Source organism: Flavihumibacter sp., assembly GCF_036676075.1.
GTDB lineage: Bacteria > Bacteroidota > Bacteroidia > Chitinophagales > Chitinophagaceae > Flavihumibacter.
In genome coordinates, this window is the sequence record NZ_JAKFDQ010000022.1 from 196,558 (window position 1) to 213,446 (window position 16,889).

Genomic DNA, 16,889 nt, shown 5'->3' on the forward strand with positions numbered 1-16,889 from the left:
TTTTAAAACGATTCAATTATGCGAACCATAAAAATTCTGTTGATGGCAGCTTTCACCATCCTGTCTGTTTCTTTATTTGCCCAGGATCCAACGCCTAAACCTCAAAAGATGGAGAAGGAAAAAAAGGAGAAGGCAAGTTATAGTTGTCCAATGCATGCCGATGAGGTTAGCGATAAGCCAGGCAAATGTTCGAAATGCAATATGGACATGGTAAAGGCGAAGAAAGAGAAAAAGCATTATAGCTGTCCCATGCACCCCGAAGAAGTAAGTGATAAGCCCGGCAAATGCTCCAAATGCAATATGGACCTGGTAAAGATGAAGAAAGACAAGAAAGAATATAGCTGTCCGATGCATCCCGATGAGGCCAGTGATAAGCCCGGCAAGTGTGCCAAGTGCGGAATGGATATGAAAAAGAAAGACGATCATTCAGGACATAATCATTAATTACCGGAAGGGAGGGAATGGCAAGGAGTATCAGTTTAGCAAACAGGCTTAGGGAAGTACTGCTCAATGGGCATTGGATTGCTAACACCAATTTCAAAGAGCACTTAGAAAGAATAAACTGGGAACAGGCAGTACAGAATATTGATAGCCTGAATACAATTGCAGCGATCACATTTCATGTTAACTACTATATAGCCGGACTCATAAAAGTGTTCAATGGTGGAAAACTTGAGATCAGTGATAAGTATAGTTATGATCTTCCGCCGCTACAATCATCAGAAGATTGGCAGAAATTAGTGAATGAATTTTTGTCAAACGCAGATCTGTTCTGTAGCCAGGTTGAAAGGATGGAAGATTCACAGTTAGACCAGCCCTTTGTTAATGAAAAATATGGAACTTACCTGCGAAATATTGAAGCCGTAATTGAGCATAGCTATTATCATTTAGGACAGATTTCATTGATCAGGAAAATGATCACACAAAGATCTGCACCCACATTAGATATGGAAACTAGCAGCCTGTGAATGCTTTGAGGCAACGCTAAATAGTTTCATATGAATATTAAAACTGTAGAGCTTCCTAACAGTCTTAAGATGGAATATGTGGAGCAGGGAGATCCCTCCGGCAGGCAGGTCATTTTTTTGCATGGTTATCCTGACTCCTGGCAATCCTATGCAACGCTATTACCTTACCTGCCTGCAAACATCCATGCATATGCCCCTTCACAAAGAGGGCATGGCAATACTGACAGGCCAGGGCACGGCTATGATCCAAAAGATTTTGCCGCCGACCTGGCATTGTTCATGGACCACCTGAATATTGATGCTGCTGTTATTGTAGGGCATTCAATGGGCGCCAGCATTGCCCTGCGTTTCGCGTTGGATCATCCTGAAAAAACAAAGGGACTGATTTTGATAGGTGGCTTTTCAACCTTTATTGGCAACGAAAATATGACTGAATTGCTGGAGGAAGTTAATGCATTAAGTGATCCGGTGGACCGCGATTTTATGGAGGAGTTTCAAATCAGCACAGTAGTTCATCCCCTCGGTGCATCCTATCTTAAAACCCTTGTTGACGAGAGTCTTAAAATTCCTGCAAACGTTTTGAAGGCAATATTATCCCAATTAGTTAAAGTGGATTATACCCGTGAATTAAATTCAATTAAGGTGCCAGTGCTATTGGTTTGGGGAGACCATGATAATTTAACCGGAAGAGAAAACCAGGATCAATTTCTTCGTTTAATTACCGGTTCACGGTTATCTGTATATAGCGGTATTGGCCATAGTGTGCATTGGGAAGAGCCTGAGCGGTTTGCTAATGAAGTGGATGAATTTGTCAACATGATCTGATAGCTATGATAAAAACATTCATTACAGCATTTTTCCTGCTCCGCACGCTATCCCTTTTTGCTCAGGTAGCAGATGGGGTTGACAAGATAATGGTTGGTGATATTGAGCTTCATTATGTGGAGCAGGGAAAAGGGGAGCCCCTGATTCTTCTTCATGGCGGCCAGGGCGATTACAGGGCATGGCCAAGACAGATGGAGGCATTTGCCTCCAGGTATCGTGTGATATCTTATAGCCGGCGCTACCATTATCCAAATCAAAATTCGCAGGTATCAGGCCATTACTCTGCTCTTACAGACGCAAAAGATCTGGCTGGTTTCATTGCAGCGATGAAGCTTGGGGCCGTTCACCTGGTCGGGACTTCATATGGAGCCTTCACTGCATTGGCTTTTGCGATGGATCACCCGGAGCTTGTGAAAACCATGGTGTTAGCTGAACCGCCTGTACTGCAATGGGCAACCAGAACAGAGCGTGGGGCAGAGTTGTATAATGAATTCATGACAACTATTCACAGGCCTGCCGGGAAAGCTTTTGCAGCAGGTAACAATGAAGGCGCGATGCGCATACTTATAAACAGGTTCGATGGAGTTGGAGCATTTGATTCACTTCCACCAGAACGTCGAAAAATAGTAATGCAGAATTCCATCTTCTTCAAAGCTGTCACGAATTCATCAGATCCTTTTCCCAACCTGGCAAGAAACAAAGTTGCCCAGCTCCGCATGCCTGTTCTTATTGTAAGAGGTGAGCATACCAAGGAACTGGATATTTTAGTGAGCGATGAAATTATTCGTACAATCCCTAATGCAGAAAGGGCGATCATTCCACTGGCCGGACATGGCTCACCGCGACAGAATCCAATTGCATTCAATGAAGCCGTTCTGGCATTTCTTTCAAAGCACCACGCAAATAATCGCTAAATTAGGTTGATGCATTACTGAAACTCTGTTTAGAAGACGAACCAAAGGCATTAGAAGTTTTCCTGGCATGCACCAAAGGAGAGCAGAAAGCATTTATAGACTCGATTTATTCGGCCAAAACAGAAGATACTAAAGTTGAAAGAATAGCACGCACCATTAACAAACTGGCAAAAGGAGAAAAATTTTATGATTAGATATACCCTCGCCTTTATACTACTATTTAGTTTGACGATAAAATCAAATGCACAATCAAATACAAAAGAATCAGTATTGCAGGCCGTAGTAATCAATTTGTTTGATGCAATCTCAGTGTTGGATGTTGAGAAAACCAGGACATATTGTACATCCGACATTATGCTTTTGGAAAATGGTGAGGTTTGGAATTTTGATACATTGGCCCTTCGACTCACTACTGTCAAAAATAGGGCAACATCCTACAACAGGGTTAATAGACTGGATTTTATAGAAACGAAAATAGTAGGTGATATTGGTTGGGTTACCTACTTTAATGAAGCCTCAATCCAAATGAACGGCAATAACCGGAAAGTTAAATGGCTTGAATCGGTGGTTCTTAAAAAGGAAGGAAATGATTGGAGGATCTCCTTATTACATTCAACCGTTATGAAGGAACAGCAATAAAAACAACAACATGAAAAAGTTGCCATTGCTCGTTTTGATGGTGTCTTATTGTTTGACCTTGTTCAGCCAGGAAAAACTTTTGCAATCAAAAACATCTGTTGCAAACAATGCGTTGATTTTATTTGATGCATTTGGTAAGGATACATCCTTAACGAAAGGCTGGGGCTTTTCTTCACTTATTGAATATAATGGTAAACGGATTTTATTTGATGCTGGTAGCAATGCTGATCTGTTTAAAAAGAATGTTCTTCGACTTGGTGTTGACTTGAAAAATATTGATTTCGTTGTGGTCTCGCATGCACACTATGATCATTTGAATGGAATTGATTACCTGCTTTCTATAAACCCAAAAGTTAAGATCTATTTTCCCGATGACACGTTTTGGGGTGCTCCGGGTATGTTCAATGCAATGGGACAGGATTCATTAGTTAAAGACTCCCTTCCGGAAGAACTTCGCTATTTCGATGGCAAATCAGCTGTCTTTAGAATAGACCAATCAGGTGGACGTTTCCTGCATGCCAATATTGAATATGTTAAGGAGTATAAAGAAATAATGCCGGGACTAACATTAGTGCCCACACGTGCAAAGTATATGGGATACTTTTCCAAATATCCCAAAAGCTTTACGCCGGGCAATTTTAATGATACAAACGATGAGATAAAACTGAATAACCTGCCCGAGTTATCACTATCGTTGTCCACTGATAAAGGTGAAGTTTTATTTGTAGGGTGTTCACACAGTGGTGTTGAAAATATAATCAAAGAGACGATTGCCAAAACGAGTAAAAGAATTGACCTGCTCATTGGCGGATTTCACCTTTTGCCTTTTGACAGAACAGAGACCAAAAGGATATCCAATATGATAAAGAATGATCTCAAAGTGGCGAGGGTAGCGCCGGGCCATTGTACAGGACATCTCGCATTTAAAATATTGCGCGATCAGTATAAAGAGAATTTCATTTATGCTGGCCTGGGTGAGAAGATAGCTTTTTAGTTTTTTGCGGTCTTACAAATAGCATGTAGCGGAAGTCAGGTGATGAATTCTTGAGTTCAGAGATGTTTACAAATAGAAAGTATAGGAAGGAGATGATGAATTTTAAGGTGTAGAGAGATCTTACAAATTGAAAGTAACCGGAAGGAGATGATGAATTCTACGGTGCAGAGAAATATTACAAATGGAAAGTTGTGCGAATGGGCAGTTGATAAAATGAGTTGTTTTGTAGGGGAAAAGATTTACAAATCAAGAGTATAATACATAAGCAAATGCTAGTGTCGATATGTAAGAAATTAGAACACTACCATTTTGGAATTAGCATTCTATGTACTTGCGAGTTGTAAGAAATCAGTACACCACCATTTAAGAACTAGCATTCTAAGTACTTGCGATTTGTAAAAAAATCATTAAACTAATTATTAACTTTTAATACTCTTAGTACTTACCATTTGTAATTATTCAGTACACCATCTTTTTAAGTTATGTATTCTTGGCACTTTCAATTTGTAAGAAATTTCACTATTTGCGGAACACTGACACTGATCAAAGGAACTGACCTTTTCAACAAAGCAAATCAGGACCTTTCAACAAAGTGATCCCTTTCATTTCATTCTAGTTTTGTTTCATCAAAAGAATAATCATGAAACAAAACAATTATGGAGGCAGGTTACAAAAGCCTGTGGGATCCGGATTCAATGCGTATTCAACCGCCGGCGAGGTAATAGAAGGGATCGACCTAAGTGGAAAGGTAGCTATCGTCACAGGCGGTAATGCAGGCATAGGCCTCGAAACGGTCAGGGTACTTTCAGCAGCCGGCGCAACGGTAATTGTCCCGGCCCGGGATATTGAAAAAGGAAGAAAAAATCTTAGTGGCCTCCCAAAACTTGAGTTAGAAACTATGGACCTGATGGATCCCAGATCAATAAGCGCTTTCGCAGATAAGTTTCTATCCTCAGGGAGACCACTACACCTGCTCATCAACAATGCAGGTATCATGTGGGTGCCCTTACGCAGAGATAGCCGGGGTATCGAATCGCAACTTTCGACCAATTACCTGGCACAGTTTCAGCTCACAGCATTATTATGGCCGGCGTTGAAGAAGTCAGGCGGTGCAAGAGTGGTAAACGTATCCTCTCATGGCCACCAGTTTGCGCCATTTAATTTTGAAGACCCTAATTTTCTGCATCGCGAATATGAGACCCTGCAGGGTTATGGTCAGTCCAAAACTGCCAGCAATTTATTTTCCCTTGAGTTAGACGTAAGGGGGAAAGCATTCAATGTAAGGGCTTATTCGGTTCACCCCGGCTCGATTGGTGGAACAGAATTAGCAAGGGAAGCACCTGTAGAACTCTTTCAGCAATTGGGCTTTTATGGTGAGGATGGTAAGATCAAACCTGAAGTGGCAGCATCGCTTAAAACCATCCCCCAGGGCGCTGCTACTACAGTATGGTGTGCTACAAGTAATTTGCTGGATGAGATGGGAGGGGTGTATTGTGAAGATGCAGATATTGCAGAATTGGTGGCAGAGAATTCCGCTGCGGCAAATGCAGGCGGGGTGCTAGGTTATTCGTTGGATAAAACGCATGCAAAGCGATTGTGGACATTGAGCGAAGAACTCAGCCGCATGAAATTTGTGGTTGATTAAAGTATTTACCTTTATAAGTACCAGATGGACTACTCAGCAAAATATATCACCCCTCACATAAAGCTATCCTGTTATGAGGATAAGTTTTTTAAATCGGATATCATGTTCGAGCATCATATGCTTATCTGGTTTATTTCGGGTGAAACAAAAATTGTACAGGCCGATGGAACATATCTCTTCAAGTCGGGGGATATATTTTTAATACCAAGGAACCAACTGGCCACCATCATCAATTATCCCAGGAATGGACTGCCACACAAAACAGTTGTGATGCACCTTACGACGGAAAGGCTGCGGGAATTTTATGCCGATCTGAATCCAAGGCTGGGCGGTTCTGGTGCACAAAAAATACTACGCTTCACCAGCCACCCCTTACTGCAAAGCTGCCTGGCATCGCTGATACCTTATTTTGAGATGAAAGATATTCCCGAGAACATTGCGTTTTTGAAAATTACAGAGGCGATCAGTATACTCCGTGCCATTGACCCCGCTATTGACAATGTGTTGGCAAATTTCGAAGAACCGGGTAAACTCGATTTAGTGAGTTATATGGAGAAGAATTTTATGTTCAATATGCCGATGGAGAAGTTTAGTTATTTGACCGGCAGAAGCATCACCACTTTCAAAAGAGATTTCAGGAAGGCTTTCAATACGACTCCGCAGCGGTGGCTCACTAAAAAGCGACTGGAACTGGCACATTATCATTTATTTGAAAAAGCAGCCAGGCCGGTTGATGTTTGTTTTGAAGTGGGATTTGAGAACCTCTCGCATTTTTCTTTTGCATTCAAAAAACAGTTTGGTTATCCCCCCACAACAGTCCTAGAACAGCGGACATCCATTAATCAATAAGGTTTTGTAAATTTAAGAGGACGCTTCAGTGTAACAGATCTTGTGCATTGTCAGTTTACGGAACCTGATTATTAAACCTTATAATACTCACAATTGACAAATCCTTACCTCAGAAATAGAATAATGTACATTATGAAGTATAGCCTTTTAATAATCTTGTTTTCCATTCCAATTCTGCTTATGGCACAATCAGATAAAAAAGTGGATGAGAACTTTCTTCAATCCTTTGCAGATGCATTTAATGCACATGATCTGAATGCAGTGATGGCACATATGACAGATGATTGTGTGTTTGAAGCATCCGCAGGTCCTGACGCAAACGGTGAGAAGTTCTCAGGTCAGGAGCAGGTCAGAAAAGCTTTTGAAATGGTCTTTAAAACCTACCCCGATGCGCACTGGGGAAAACCAAAACATTTCATTTCCGGAAACAGGGGTTTCTCTGAATGGCTTTTTACTGGTACTAAAGCAGATGGCACAAAGGTGGAGGTAACCGGGTGCGACTTATTTACATTCCGGGATGGAAAAATAGCTATTAAGAATTCCTATAGAAAGAACAGGCAAATGCTAAAATAAACCCCCTGAAAACGTTACTGGAATTTAATTATTCATGTTTTAAATTTTAAATCATGCGACAAATTAAATGTAACGGCTTCATTACCGTAATCGCTGCTTCTTTAGTTTTCATAAGCTGTAATCAGCCAGAAACAAAGGTTGAAGGTGCAACTGCCGATACAACAATGGTGGCCAGGGCAGAAGATAAACCCGCAATACCAGCATATGATCCGGCAATGGATAGCTATAATATGCAGAGTGAGGCTATAAAGAAACTGAAAGATACACTGGGTATTAAAATGTATGAAGTAAGTATAAAGCCAGGCGAAATCTTTCCTTTACATTCTCACCCCGACCATACTGCGTATGTACTGCAAGGCGGAAAAGCAGCATTGTATATTAAAGAGGTTGGTAAAACTGATACGGTCGACTTTCCCACCGGCTTTAGTATAGTTAGTGGCCCCTTTTCAGATTCAGGAAAGAATATTGGAAAAACAACTATCAAAATGGTGATAGCTGATATTTACAGACCGCGTAATAACTGATGGTATGATCCACTTACGCACCGCTACAATTGATGATCTTGTAACTTTAGAAGAATGGGATAAGCAACAGCATGTAATTGATTGTGACCCGGACGATGATTGGAATTGGGACTATGAACTTAGAAGATTTCCTGCATGGCGTGAACAATTGATTGCTGAGTCAGATGGTCGACCCCTAGGATTTGTGCAGATAATTAATCCAGCCCAGGAGGAAAGTCAGTATTGGGGTGAAATTTCTGAAGGGTACAGGGCTATTGACATCTGGATTGGGAAAGAGCATGATCTTAACAAAGGATATGGTGCAGTAATGATGAAGCTTGCTTTGGAAAGGTGTTTCGCAGTTCCGGAAGTTAACACTGTACTGATTGATCCGTTGGCATCAAATATTCGTGCTATAAAATTTTATGAGCGTATAGGATTTGTTTTTATCGAAGATCGAAGGCTTGGCGAAAGCGACTGCAAAATTTATGGAATTAACAGGAATAAATTTATAGAAACAGACCCTGACAACTGATGCTAGTATATCCACTTTCATTCGTATCTTAAAGCAATAGCTGCATCAAATCCGTACTGCTATTTTTCGGCTAAAACTCATAATCATTGTTTATGAAAAAATACCTGTACGGCATTCTTATTTTCCTGATCTCTTACACCGGCAATGCACAGACCGGTACTGGCGGTACCGACAATAAAATCATTCTTGGTACAATTGACAATATTGATTCAAAGATCTTAAAAGAGAAGAGGCAGGTTTGGGTATATGTACCAAACAGTGAACAGGGAGGCAGGGTAACTGCACCTACAAAGTATCCAGTGGTTTACCTGCTTGACGGTGATGGACATTTCTATTCTGTTGTGGGAATGATACAGCAATTAAGTACGGTGAATGGTAATACCATCTGCCCGGAAATGATTGTAGTGGGAATAACAAATACTGACAGAACAAGGGATTTAACGCCTACCGCAGTAGCGTCAGGTCCATATATGGACAGCAATTTTGTAAGAACCTCGGGAGGTGGCGAGCAGTTCACCAGGTTTATGAAGGAAGAGCTGATGCCATATATCGATTCTGCTTACCCTACACTTCCATATAAGGTGATGATCGGCCACTCTTTGGGGGGACTGACAGTAATAAACACCCTACTGAAACATAAAGATCTGTTCAATGCCTATGTGGCGATCGATCCAAGTATGTGGTGGGATAATCAAAAATTAAATAAGTCTGCCGGCACAATTCTGTCGCAAAACGATTATAAAGGCAAATCCCTTTTCCTGGGAATTGCCAATACCATGAATGCCGGTATGGATACCGGGAAGGTGAAACTGGATACCACTATGGATTCGGAGCATATCCGCTCCATATTTGCGCTGAATAATATTTTCCAGCAAAGTAAATCGAATGGGTTGGCTTATAGTTATAAGTATTATCATGATGAAACACATGGTTCCGTTCCGCTGATCAGCACCTATGATGCCTTAAAGCATATTTTTAAGTTTTATGATCTGCGGTTAACCATGGAGGATAATATGAACTTCTCCCGAAACACCATTACAAAAGTGGAGAATCATTATAAGGAGGTGTCAAAACATTTTGGCTTTAACTACCCTGTGCCGGAATTGATGATCAATCAAATGGGTTATATGGCTATGGGAAGTCAGAAAATGGAAGAGGCGGAATACCTCTTTAAAATGAATATCAAAAATTATCCCACCAGCTTAAATGTATACGATTCAATGGGCGATTTTTATGCCTCTAAAGGAGAGAAGGATAAGGCTATAGAGAACTATAAGAAAGCCCTTGCGATAAAAGAATTCCCCGTTACGCGCACGAAATTGGATGCGCTCATAAAGCAGATGCCGGCTAAATAGATTTTCACTTTATGAATGATAGAGAAAAAATAATCCAAAACTATATTGATGGTTATAATCAGTTTGATACCGATAAAATGGTAGCTGATTTTGATGATGATGTGATTTTCGAAAACATCCAGAATGGTAATGTGAATATGTCGCTGGCAGGCTTGCAGGCATTCAGGGAACAAGCTGAACAAGCGAAGGCATATTTTACAAAGCGAAAGCAGACCATCTTATCCACCAGGCATTCGGGGGATACCAGTGAAATCGAGATAAACTATTATGCGGTTCTTGGAATGGATTTTCCCAACGGACTAAAGAAAGGGCAGGAGTTAACAATGCAGGGAAGGTCTGTTTTCGAATTCCGCGGCAATAGGATCATTAAATTGACTGACTTAAGCTGAAAGGTCATTAAAACACAACGATCTCCGAATTCCCAAAAAAATCAGAAAAATATTGCGTAGTTAAATAACTACATATATATTTGTAGTCAAATAGCTACATAATGAATCTGAGAAGGGATGTATTCCAGGCCATTGCTGACCCAACACGGAGGGCGATCCTCCTGTTGGTTGCCACACAATCGATGAGTGCGGGAGCAATTGCAGCGAACTTTGACACTGCCCGGCCCACCGTTTCCAAACATTTGCAGATCCTGACAGAATGTGAACTCCTTAGCCAGGAGTTGAATGGCAGAGAAGTATATTATCACCTCAATCCAAATAAAATGAAAGAAGTTTCGGACTTTCTTGAGCCCTTCCGTGCTCTATGGGATGACAGGTTCAATAAACTGGAGAAGGTGATGAAATCATATAAACCCAAAAAATAGCTGATCATGGAACAAAAAACAAAAATTCATGCAGAGAATGACAGGCAGGAAATTATTGTGACGAGGGTCTTTGACCTTCCGCTAGAACTACTGTTCAAAGCATATGTGGAACCAGAAATTGTTGAGCAGTGGATGGGGACAAAGGTGCTAAAACTTGAGTCGCACAATCACGGATCATACCAGTTTGAAACTACTGACCCCAGGGGCAGTAAACACCTCTTTAATGGTACTATCCATGCCTTTGAACCCAACCAAAAGATCATCCGCACTTTCGAAATGGAAAACACACCCTTTCCTGTGCAGCTCGAGTTCTTAACCTTCGAGCCTATAGGAGAAGAGCAGAGCAAACTGACCATGCATATTGTATATAAATCGGTTGCAGATCGTGACAATATGCTTAAACTACCCTTTGCGCAGGGTATCAATATGGCGCATAACCGACTGCAGGAAATTGCCCTTAAAACAAATTAAACAGCTATGAGTAAACGAAATAAAATTATTTATTGGGTTGCCACCCTTTGGCTATCACTGGGCATGGTATCGACAGGAATTGTACAGATAATCCAGATGGAGGAAGAAGTACAGAAAATGACTGCCCTTGGATATCCGACATATTTTCTAACAATAATCGGCGTATGGAAATTAATAGGAGTAGTGGCCATACTGGTTCCGAAATCACCCTTGATAAAAGAGTGGGCCTATGCAGGTTTTTTCTTCTTGATGACTGGTGCTATACTCACCCATCTTGCAGCGGGTGATAAGGCTGTTGAATATTTTGGACCTTTCCTTTTACTAATCCTCACAATCATATCCTGGTATTTCAGGCCTGCCGATAAAAAATTCGCACTAAGTGTTTAAACCAATTAACATCAATCCGAAAGTTGATACATTCTTAAGCAAAGCCAAAAAATGGAAGGAGGAAATGACCCTGTTGCGCGAGATAATCCTCGATTGTAAACTGGAGGAAGATTTCAAATGGATGCATCCCTGCTATACGCATAAGGGTAGCAATATTGTTTTAATTCATGGCTTCAAGGAGTATTGTGCACTGCTTTTCTTTAAAGGCGTTCTGATGAAAGATGAAAAGGGAATCCTCATTCAGCAAACAGAAAACGTGCAGGACCGAAGGCAGATAAGATTTAAAAACCTAGCGGAAATACAAAAGAGTTCGGCCGTCCTTAAAGCCTATATAAAAGAAGCGATCAAAATAGAAGAATCCGGTGTGAAGGTGGAGTTCAGGCGTACCGAAGATTTTCCTATGCCGGAAGAATTTGAACAGCTACTTAAAAAGGATAAAATGCTAAGAGCAGCATTTGATGGGTTAACACCCGGGCGCAAAAGAGGCTATCTACTGTACTTTTCAGCCGCCCGGCAGGCTAAGACAAGGGAGAGCAGGATTGAAAAATACCTTCCTAAAATACTTGCCGGAAAAGGGGTGGACGACTAGGCATCACTTGCATATCGACTTATCTAGATTCGCTAGGGCTTACCGAAAATAAGCCGGACTTTACCGCTCGTATTTCATTCCATAAAAAAAGAACGAATTATACTAGCTTAGATTAAAGCCATATACAGATCGGTGGCGCTCCCACCATCTTAATTGGAACAGAATAGTCGGCAAGAAAGATCATGACACAGAAAATATATCAAATAGATGCCTTCGCAGAGAAGGTATTTACCGGAAACCCGGCAGCCGTTTGTCCCCTTGATCATTGGTTGAGTGACGAACTTCTTCAACAGATCGCGATGGAAAACAACCTTGCCGAGACAGCCTATTATGTAAAAGATGGCGACCAGTACCAGATCCGCTGGTTTACTCCAACAGTTGAAGTTGATCTATGCGGCCATGCAACATTAGCATCGGCCTATGTATTATTCAACCATGAAAACTTTTCGGAGAATACCATTCGGTTTTATTCGCATAGGAGTGGTGAACTGACAGTAACCAGGAATGGAGACCTGTTGACCCTGAACTTTCCTGCCGATAAATTGGAAGCAGTAGAACTAACAGCACAGTTAGCTGATTGCTTTAATACCAAACCAATCGCTGCCTTTAAAGGTAAGACAGACTATATGCTTGTTTTTGAGTGTGAGGATGATATAAAGAATTTAATTCCGGAACTTGACAAGATCTCAAAACTCCCGGCCCGTGGTGTTATTGTTACGGCGAAAGGGCAGGAGGTTGATTTTGTATCCAGGTTCTTTGGTCCACAGTCAGGAATAGACGAAGATCCGGCAACCGGTTCAGCACATACCACCCTGGTTCCCTACTGGGCAGATCAACTTGGTAAGAATGAGTTCTCCGCCATTCAGTTATCTGCGCGAAAAGGGTTCTTGCATTGTAAGTATCTGCAAGACAGGGTAGAGATCAGTGGTCATGGGAAATTATACATGAAGGGAGAGATCTATTTAGATTAGTCTACATAAACCATATGAGGCTAGTACTATTTCTTCCCCTGTTGTTTTTCATCAATGTATCTTATGCTCAAAACAAAGAGACATTAAGAGACTCGATTAAAAACCTCTTGAATGATCAAAATCTTTCGGGGGCAGTCTGGGCCATTGTTTCAGAGGATGGAGAAATTGCTGCGGATGCATATGGATACAAATATGTCAAAACGAAAGAGCCGCTCAATGCCAGCGATAAAGTCTTTGTAGGTTCCGTTTCAAAAACAATATTAGCATGTGGATTTTTAAGAATGGCAACTGTTGGATCGATCGATCTGGATGACCCCGTTAAAAAATACCTTCCCGATCTACCAGTTGAAAATCCATGGGAGAATTCGGATCCTGTAACCATCAGGCAACTCCTCGATCATAGATCAGGGTTAACCGATGCAAAATTGTGGCATGTATTCAGCACCAGCGCAAAAGCCAATACTCCTCTTGAAACAGTTTATCTCAATAGTGAGGGTATTCTGAGAGTACATGCGAGGCCAGGATCCATTTATTCCTATTCGAATATCGGGTACACTATTCTGGGAATGGTCATAGAAAAAATACAGCAAAAACCATATGAAGAATATTTGGACGAAGAAGTCCTGAAGCCTTTGGAGATGATAAACAGCAGCTTTCAATTTATTTCCCAAACATCCGATAAGCAACTGGCTTACGGGCATTTTGATGATGGGGAACCTGTGGCTGCCATGCCCATGTACCTCAGACCCGCAGGACAATTTACCACCACGGCGGAGGATATGGGAAAATTCCTGCGGTACCTGATGGGTGACGGTACCATTAATGGGAAGCCTTTTATAAATAAAGAATACCTGGCATCAGTGGGCAGTCAGAAATTTACAGATGCCTTTAAATATGGTGTTCCCTTTGGGGATGCTCTGGGTGCATATTCACGTGATAGATATGGCGTAGTAGGCATTGCCAAAAACGGGAATACATTAGGCTTTGCATCCATGATCTATTTTTTCCCAAAGGAAAAGAAGGCATTTTTTATAGCCCATAATATGGATAGTGAAACAGCCAACTACGACTTGTTCAATGAAGCCATTGTTAAATATCTTGGATTGCCGGTCCATGGCTTTATTACAAAACATCAAAAGGTAGAAACTGAAATCAAAAACTGGAATGGCTATTATGTTCCAGTGATCACGAAAGTAGAACCATTTGGATTGTTGGATGATCTGTTTTCCCATACTAAAGTTGAGATAACGGAAAATGGGGCATTACTACTACCATTTCAGGGGAAGGGCAAAGCTTTGATATACCAGGGGCATCATTTGTTTTCGATGGTGGACAGAACCCACATATCACATGCTTTCTATAAAACAACTGACGGCGAGCATATGATTACTGATGGCGTAAAGACAATCAAAAAAGTGATGGGCTTGAAAATAGCAGCAATTGCTGTTAGTCTTTTCCTGGGATTAGCGGGTTTCATCTATCTGTTGATATCGGGATTCATCAACCTGGTAAAATACAAATCAGGCTTTCGCAGGCAGCCAATATTCTGGCTCTTTGTCTCCATATTGACCATGTTAGTTTCAATTGGCTTCATCGCAACTCAACCATTTATGCGAATGGGTGATATGACTGCCGGAAATATCCTATTGGCGCTGAGTACAGCTTTGATGCCAGTGTTTTCTATAGTGACTATGGTTTCAACTTTAAAAACAAACAGGAAAGGCATTTATCCAATGAACTTTTGGGCAAGTATTTCGGTAATACAATTTTGCGGGTTACTTATAACAAACGATCTGATGCCTTTAATAATGTGGAGATAAAAATGAAGTATACATAAATCATCGGAAAAAATGAGCAATAAACTAGAACTGAGCAGGGAGGTAAAAGTAAATCTGATCATCTATGCAGCATTCATGCTTATTGCTGTAATAGGTTTACTTTATGGTAACGCCATTAAAGACAATCATTCTTTTTTGCGCGTATGGGATTATAGGAGTGTACTTATTCTTTTATTGGGTGTTCCATTTTTGTTCTTGCAGACAAAAGCCAATCTTCCGAATTTTTGGGAGCACAATATCTCCAATAAGCAAAGGCTGCTCATTCCTGCTGCAACCGGGGCGATATTCGGGATACTCGACATAATTGTAATTAAATTAATTCTTCATCCCCAACCTTATACAGAACTGCCACCCTTTCTGCAGCCATTTCCTTATTCTCTCTTCCTGTATTTTTCAGGCGCCTTCGAGATAGAAGTGTTTTACAGGCTGATTCCATTAACATTGATACTATTGTTGGGAAAATGGTTTGCAGAGGGCAAATACTTTTATACTTTTTTTTGGGTGGGTGCTGTTTTAACAGCTTTACGCGAGCCCATTGATCAATTACCAAGTGGTGGAACTCTCCTGATAATATATTCATTGCTAACGGGCTTTCTAATGAATTTCCTGCAAGCTGTTTATTATAAGAAAGCAGGCTTTCTGGCATCCTTAGCCGTTAGACTTGGGCACTATTTATTCTGGCATATCCTTCTGGGGATTTATGTGGAATACTGGGAGTTGCAATAAGTAAATTCCGGACTTGGTTTTGCATGGAATATTTATCTTGGGGAAAATACATGTATGAAATATTTTTTCCTTTTATACCTACTCTCATGCGGGGTTTGTCAGGCATCCGCACAAAATATAACACCAAAGGATAGTCTTCAGATTTTATCGGTAATAAATGACTGGAACAAGGCATGGCAGACCAAAGATTATATTCTCGCCGCTAAGGGTTATAGCCAGGAAGCACGTTTCACCAATGCCTTTGGGGATAAAAGAATCGGAAAATCTGAGGTAGAAACGCTGTTAAAGGAAGTATTCGCTTTACCATTTGTGATGGCGGGAAGTAGTGAAACAACCAATCATACTTACCAGGTTTTAAATTCAACAAATACCATTATTCATACTTCAGTTATCAGAAAAGGCCAGAAGATGCCCGATGGTTCTGTTTTACCCGACCGGCAAACCACGCATATGAGAGTGTTTCAGAAGAAAGGAGATAGCTGGGAAATAATGGGACATCTGATTTCTGATGCAAGAGATAAGCAATTGATTAAACACTAATGAATACCGACCTATTAAAGATCATCCCTGTTCTTCCTTCTGCAAATATTGAGCGGGATGTTGATTGGTACTCGGAAAAATTTGGCTTTAAGGAGTACTTCTCAGACAAGATGTATGCAGTGCTTTACAGGGAAAATCTTGTCATTCACTTACAATGGCATGCTAACACAGAAGATGATCCTTTGCTTGGAGGATCAGTGATCAGAATTCATGTAAACAATATCAGGCCTCTCTTTGAGGAACTACTAAAACGTGGCGCCGTCACCAATGACTCATTCAAAACAAATACACCATGGAATACAAATGAGTTTGGGCTGTTTGACCTTAACAGTAATGCCATTTTCATCATGGAGGATATTCCCTGAAAATTTCGTAAATTAAAGCTACAAATGCGCACCCCTGATTACTGGGGGATCCCGAAAAGCCTTAAGAGTAGGGATTAATATCAACCAAATAAAATGGTCACTGCAATTATCCAACATGAAGTCAGCGACTTCGCGGAATGGAAGAAGATTTTTGATGCAGATCAGCCTAAATTACAAGAAGCGGGAGCCAGGCTTCTGGGCATCTACACCTCTGTTAAGAATCCCAAGGATGTTACGCTCCTGTTTGAAGCTCCAAATGTTGAACTTTATGATACGCTCATGAGTGATCCTGAAAGACAGGAAGCGATCAGGAGGGCTGGGGTAATAGGGGAACCGGTTGTGACCTTCCTCAACAAAGTTTGATAGAAAGAATTGTTGACATCAAACC

The 16,889-nt window shown here is 41.0% G+C and carries 24 protein-coding genes; all 24 read left to right on the forward strand.

Annotated features, from left to right (window positions below; genetic code table 11):
• Window positions 1-18 precede the first annotated feature (18 nt).
• The 24 genes from V6M43_RS17395 (at window position 19) to V6M43_RS17505 (ending at window position 16,864) form a co-directional block, all read left to right on the forward strand.
• Window positions 19-444 carry a heavy metal-binding domain-containing protein gene (locus tag V6M43_RS17395; RefSeq protein ID WP_332737500.1) on the forward strand — a complete coding sequence of 142 codons (426 nt, stop codon included), beginning with the start codon at window positions 19-21 and terminating at the stop codon, window positions 442-444.
• A gap of 17 nt (window positions 445-461) precedes the next feature.
• Entirely contained in the window at window positions 462-968 is a 507-nt protein-coding gene (locus tag V6M43_RS17400; protein WP_332737502.1) for a DinB family protein, read from the forward strand.
• A 30-nt stretch (window positions 969-998) separates the two neighbouring features.
• Entirely contained in the window at window positions 999-1,793 is a 795-nt protein-coding gene (locus tag V6M43_RS17405; protein WP_332737504.1) for an alpha/beta fold hydrolase, read from the forward strand.
• Between the two features lie 5 nt (window positions 1,794-1,798).
• On the forward strand, window positions 1,799-2,707 hold the full coding sequence (locus V6M43_RS17410; protein WP_332737506.1) for an alpha/beta fold hydrolase: 909 nt from the start codon (window positions 1,799-1,801) through the stop codon (window positions 2,705-2,707).
• 17 nt (window positions 2,708-2,724) lie between these two features.
• The gene (locus V6M43_RS18315) at window positions 2,725-2,901 is read left to right on the forward strand and encodes a YdeI/OmpD-associated family protein (RefSeq protein ID WP_442902326.1); all 177 of its coding nucleotides are present in this window, start codon (window positions 2,725-2,727) and stop codon (window positions 2,899-2,901) included.
• Complete coding sequence (locus tag V6M43_RS17415; RefSeq protein WP_332737508.1) at window positions 2,894-3,346, forward strand: nuclear transport factor 2 family protein; 453 nt, start codon at window positions 2,894-2,896, stop codon at window positions 3,344-3,346. Before V6M43_RS18315 ends, V6M43_RS17415 begins: the two co-directional genes overlap by 8 nt.
• A 10-nt stretch (window positions 3,347-3,356) precedes the next feature.
• Window positions 3,357-4,340: an MBL fold metallo-hydrolase gene (locus V6M43_RS17420; protein ID WP_332737510.1), complete on the forward strand. Its 984-nt coding sequence runs from the start codon at window positions 3,357-3,359 to the stop codon at window positions 4,338-4,340.
• A 640-nt stretch (window positions 4,341-4,980) separates the two neighbouring features.
• Window positions 4,981-5,985: an SDR family NAD(P)-dependent oxidoreductase gene (locus V6M43_RS17425; protein WP_332737512.1), complete on the forward strand. Its 1,005-nt coding sequence runs from the start codon at window positions 4,981-4,983 to the stop codon at window positions 5,983-5,985.
• A 102-nt stretch (window positions 5,986-6,087) separates the two neighbouring features.
• Window positions 6,088-6,834: an AraC family transcriptional regulator gene (locus V6M43_RS17430; RefSeq protein ID WP_332737514.1), complete on the forward strand. Its 747-nt coding sequence runs from the start codon at window positions 6,088-6,090 to the stop codon at window positions 6,832-6,834.
• Window positions 6,835-7,014: 180 nt separating this feature from the next.
• On the forward strand, window positions 7,015-7,407 hold the full coding sequence (locus V6M43_RS17435) for a nuclear transport factor 2 family protein (protein WP_332737516.1): 393 nt from the start codon (window positions 7,015-7,017) through the stop codon (window positions 7,405-7,407).
• Window positions 7,408-7,460: 53 nt separating this feature from the next.
• Window positions 7,461-7,931: a hypothetical protein gene (locus V6M43_RS17440; RefSeq protein WP_332737518.1), complete on the forward strand. Its 471-nt coding sequence runs from the start codon at window positions 7,461-7,463 to the stop codon at window positions 7,929-7,931.
• A 4-nt stretch (window positions 7,932-7,935) separates the two neighbouring features.
• Window positions 7,936-8,445 carry a GNAT family N-acetyltransferase gene (locus V6M43_RS17445; protein WP_332737520.1) on the forward strand — a complete coding sequence of 170 codons (510 nt, stop codon included), beginning with the start codon at window positions 7,936-7,938 and terminating at the stop codon, window positions 8,443-8,445.
• A 92-nt stretch (window positions 8,446-8,537) separates the two neighbouring features.
• Window positions 8,538-9,800 carry an alpha/beta hydrolase-fold protein gene (locus V6M43_RS17450; RefSeq protein ID WP_332737522.1) on the forward strand — a complete coding sequence of 421 codons (1,263 nt, stop codon included), beginning with the start codon at window positions 8,538-8,540 and terminating at the stop codon, window positions 9,798-9,800.
• An 11-nt stretch (window positions 9,801-9,811) separates the two neighbouring features.
• Window positions 9,812-10,189 carry a nuclear transport factor 2 family protein gene (locus V6M43_RS17455; RefSeq protein ID WP_332737524.1) on the forward strand — a complete coding sequence of 126 codons (378 nt, stop codon included), beginning with the start codon at window positions 9,812-9,814 and terminating at the stop codon, window positions 10,187-10,189.
• A 101-nt stretch (window positions 10,190-10,290) separates the two neighbouring features.
• Window positions 10,291-10,614, forward strand: coding sequence for an ArsR/SmtB family transcription factor (locus V6M43_RS17460; protein ID WP_332737526.1), 324 nt, complete (start codon window positions 10,291-10,293; stop codon window positions 10,612-10,614).
• Window positions 10,615-10,620: 6 nt separating this feature from the next.
• Window positions 10,621-11,085: an SRPBCC family protein gene (locus tag V6M43_RS17465; protein ID WP_332737528.1), complete on the forward strand. Its 465-nt coding sequence runs from the start codon at window positions 10,621-10,623 to the stop codon at window positions 11,083-11,085.
• Window positions 11,086-11,091: 6 nt separating this feature from the next.
• Entirely contained in the window at window positions 11,092-11,472 is a 381-nt protein-coding gene (locus V6M43_RS17470; RefSeq protein ID WP_332737530.1) for a DoxX family protein, read from the forward strand.
• On the forward strand, window positions 11,465-12,061 hold the full coding sequence (locus V6M43_RS17475) for a YdeI/OmpD-associated family protein (protein WP_332737532.1): 597 nt from the start codon (window positions 11,465-11,467) through the stop codon (window positions 12,059-12,061). Before V6M43_RS17470 ends, V6M43_RS17475 begins: the two co-directional genes overlap by 8 nt.
• A gap of 182 nt (window positions 12,062-12,243) precedes the next feature.
• On the forward strand, window positions 12,244-13,032 hold the full coding sequence (locus V6M43_RS17480; RefSeq protein WP_332737534.1) for a PhzF family phenazine biosynthesis protein: 789 nt from the start codon (window positions 12,244-12,246) through the stop codon (window positions 13,030-13,032).
• Window positions 13,033-13,046: 14 nt separating this feature from the next.
• Window positions 13,047-14,852 carry a serine hydrolase domain-containing protein gene (locus V6M43_RS17485; RefSeq protein WP_332737536.1) on the forward strand — a complete coding sequence of 602 codons (1,806 nt, stop codon included), beginning with the start codon at window positions 13,047-13,049 and terminating at the stop codon, window positions 14,850-14,852.
• Between the two features lie 30 nt (window positions 14,853-14,882).
• Window positions 14,883-15,596, forward strand: coding sequence for a hypothetical protein (locus V6M43_RS17490; protein WP_332737538.1), 714 nt, complete (start codon window positions 14,883-14,885; stop codon window positions 15,594-15,596).
• A 54-nt stretch (window positions 15,597-15,650) separates the two neighbouring features.
• On the forward strand, window positions 15,651-16,136 hold the full coding sequence (locus V6M43_RS17495; protein ID WP_332737540.1) for a YybH family protein: 486 nt from the start codon (window positions 15,651-15,653) through the stop codon (window positions 16,134-16,136).
• Window positions 16,136-16,501: a hypothetical protein gene (locus V6M43_RS17500; protein WP_332737542.1), complete on the forward strand. Its 366-nt coding sequence runs from the start codon at window positions 16,136-16,138 to the stop codon at window positions 16,499-16,501. Before V6M43_RS17495 ends, V6M43_RS17500 begins: the two co-directional genes overlap by 1 nt.
• 93 nt (window positions 16,502-16,594) lie before the next feature.
• Complete coding sequence (locus V6M43_RS17505; protein WP_332737544.1) at window positions 16,595-16,864, forward strand: DUF3764 family protein; 270 nt, start codon at window positions 16,595-16,597, stop codon at window positions 16,862-16,864.
• Window positions 16,865-16,889: the final 25 nt, after the last annotated feature.

Bases quoted from the DNA above. Each gene is read 5' to 3' on its own strand.
- V6M43_RS17460 (WP_332737526.1), top strand. From the start codon at position 10,291: ATGAATCTGAGAAGGGATGTATTCCAGGCCATTGCTGACCCAACACGG.
- V6M43_RS17405 (WP_332737504.1), top strand. From the start codon at position 999: ATGAATATTAAAACTGTAGAGCTTCCTAACAGTCTTAAGATGGAATAT.
- V6M43_RS17410 (WP_332737506.1), top strand. From the start codon at position 1,799: ATGATAAAAACATTCATTACAGCATTTTTCCTGCTCCGCACGCTATCC.
- V6M43_RS17485 (WP_332737536.1), top strand. From the start codon at position 13,047: ATGAGGCTAGTACTATTTCTTCCCCTGTTGTTTTTCATCAATGTATCT.
- V6M43_RS17500 (WP_332737542.1), top strand. From the start codon at position 16,136: ATGAATACCGACCTATTAAAGATCATCCCTGTTCTTCCTTCTGCAAAT.
- V6M43_RS17440 (WP_332737518.1), top strand. From the start codon at position 7,461: ATGCGACAAATTAAATGTAACGGCTTCATTACCGTAATCGCTGCTTCT.
- V6M43_RS17470 (WP_332737530.1), top strand. From the start codon at position 11,092: ATGAGTAAACGAAATAAAATTATTTATTGGGTTGCCACCCTTTGGCTA.
- V6M43_RS17445 (WP_332737520.1), top strand. From the start codon at position 7,936: ATGATCCACTTACGCACCGCTACAATTGATGATCTTGTAACTTTAGAA.
- V6M43_RS17465 (WP_332737528.1), top strand. From the start codon at position 10,621: ATGGAACAAAAAACAAAAATTCATGCAGAGAATGACAGGCAGGAAATT.
- V6M43_RS17415 (WP_332737508.1), top strand. From the start codon at position 2,894: ATGATTAGATATACCCTCGCCTTTATACTACTATTTAGTTTGACGATA.
- V6M43_RS17430 (WP_332737514.1), top strand. From the start codon at position 6,088: ATGTTCGAGCATCATATGCTTATCTGGTTTATTTCGGGTGAAACAAAA.
- V6M43_RS17450 (WP_332737522.1), top strand. From the start codon at position 8,538: ATGAAAAAATACCTGTACGGCATTCTTATTTTCCTGATCTCTTACACC.
- V6M43_RS17435 (WP_332737516.1), top strand. From the start codon at position 7,015: ATGGCACAATCAGATAAAAAAGTGGATGAGAACTTTCTTCAATCCTTT.
- V6M43_RS17505 (WP_332737544.1), top strand. From the start codon at position 16,595: ATGGTCACTGCAATTATCCAACATGAAGTCAGCGACTTCGCGGAATGG.
- V6M43_RS17455 (WP_332737524.1), top strand. From the start codon at position 9,812: ATGAATGATAGAGAAAAAATAATCCAAAACTATATTGATGGTTATAAT.
- V6M43_RS17480 (WP_332737534.1), top strand. From the start codon at position 12,244: ATGACACAGAAAATATATCAAATAGATGCCTTCGCAGAGAAGGTATTT.
- V6M43_RS17425 (WP_332737512.1), top strand. From the start codon at position 4,981: ATGAAACAAAACAATTATGGAGGCAGGTTACAAAAGCCTGTGGGATCC.
- V6M43_RS17495 (WP_332737540.1), top strand. From the start codon at position 15,651: ATGAAATATTTTTTCCTTTTATACCTACTCTCATGCGGGGTTTGTCAG.
- V6M43_RS17400 (WP_332737502.1), top strand. From the start codon at position 462: ATGGCAAGGAGTATCAGTTTAGCAAACAGGCTTAGGGAAGTACTGCTC.
- V6M43_RS17395 (WP_332737500.1), top strand. From the start codon at position 19: ATGCGAACCATAAAAATTCTGTTGATGGCAGCTTTCACCATCCTGTCT.
- V6M43_RS17420 (WP_332737510.1), top strand. From the start codon at position 3,357: ATGAAAAAGTTGCCATTGCTCGTTTTGATGGTGTCTTATTGTTTGACC.
- V6M43_RS17490 (WP_332737538.1), top strand. From the start codon at position 14,883: ATGAGCAATAAACTAGAACTGAGCAGGGAGGTAAAAGTAAATCTGATC.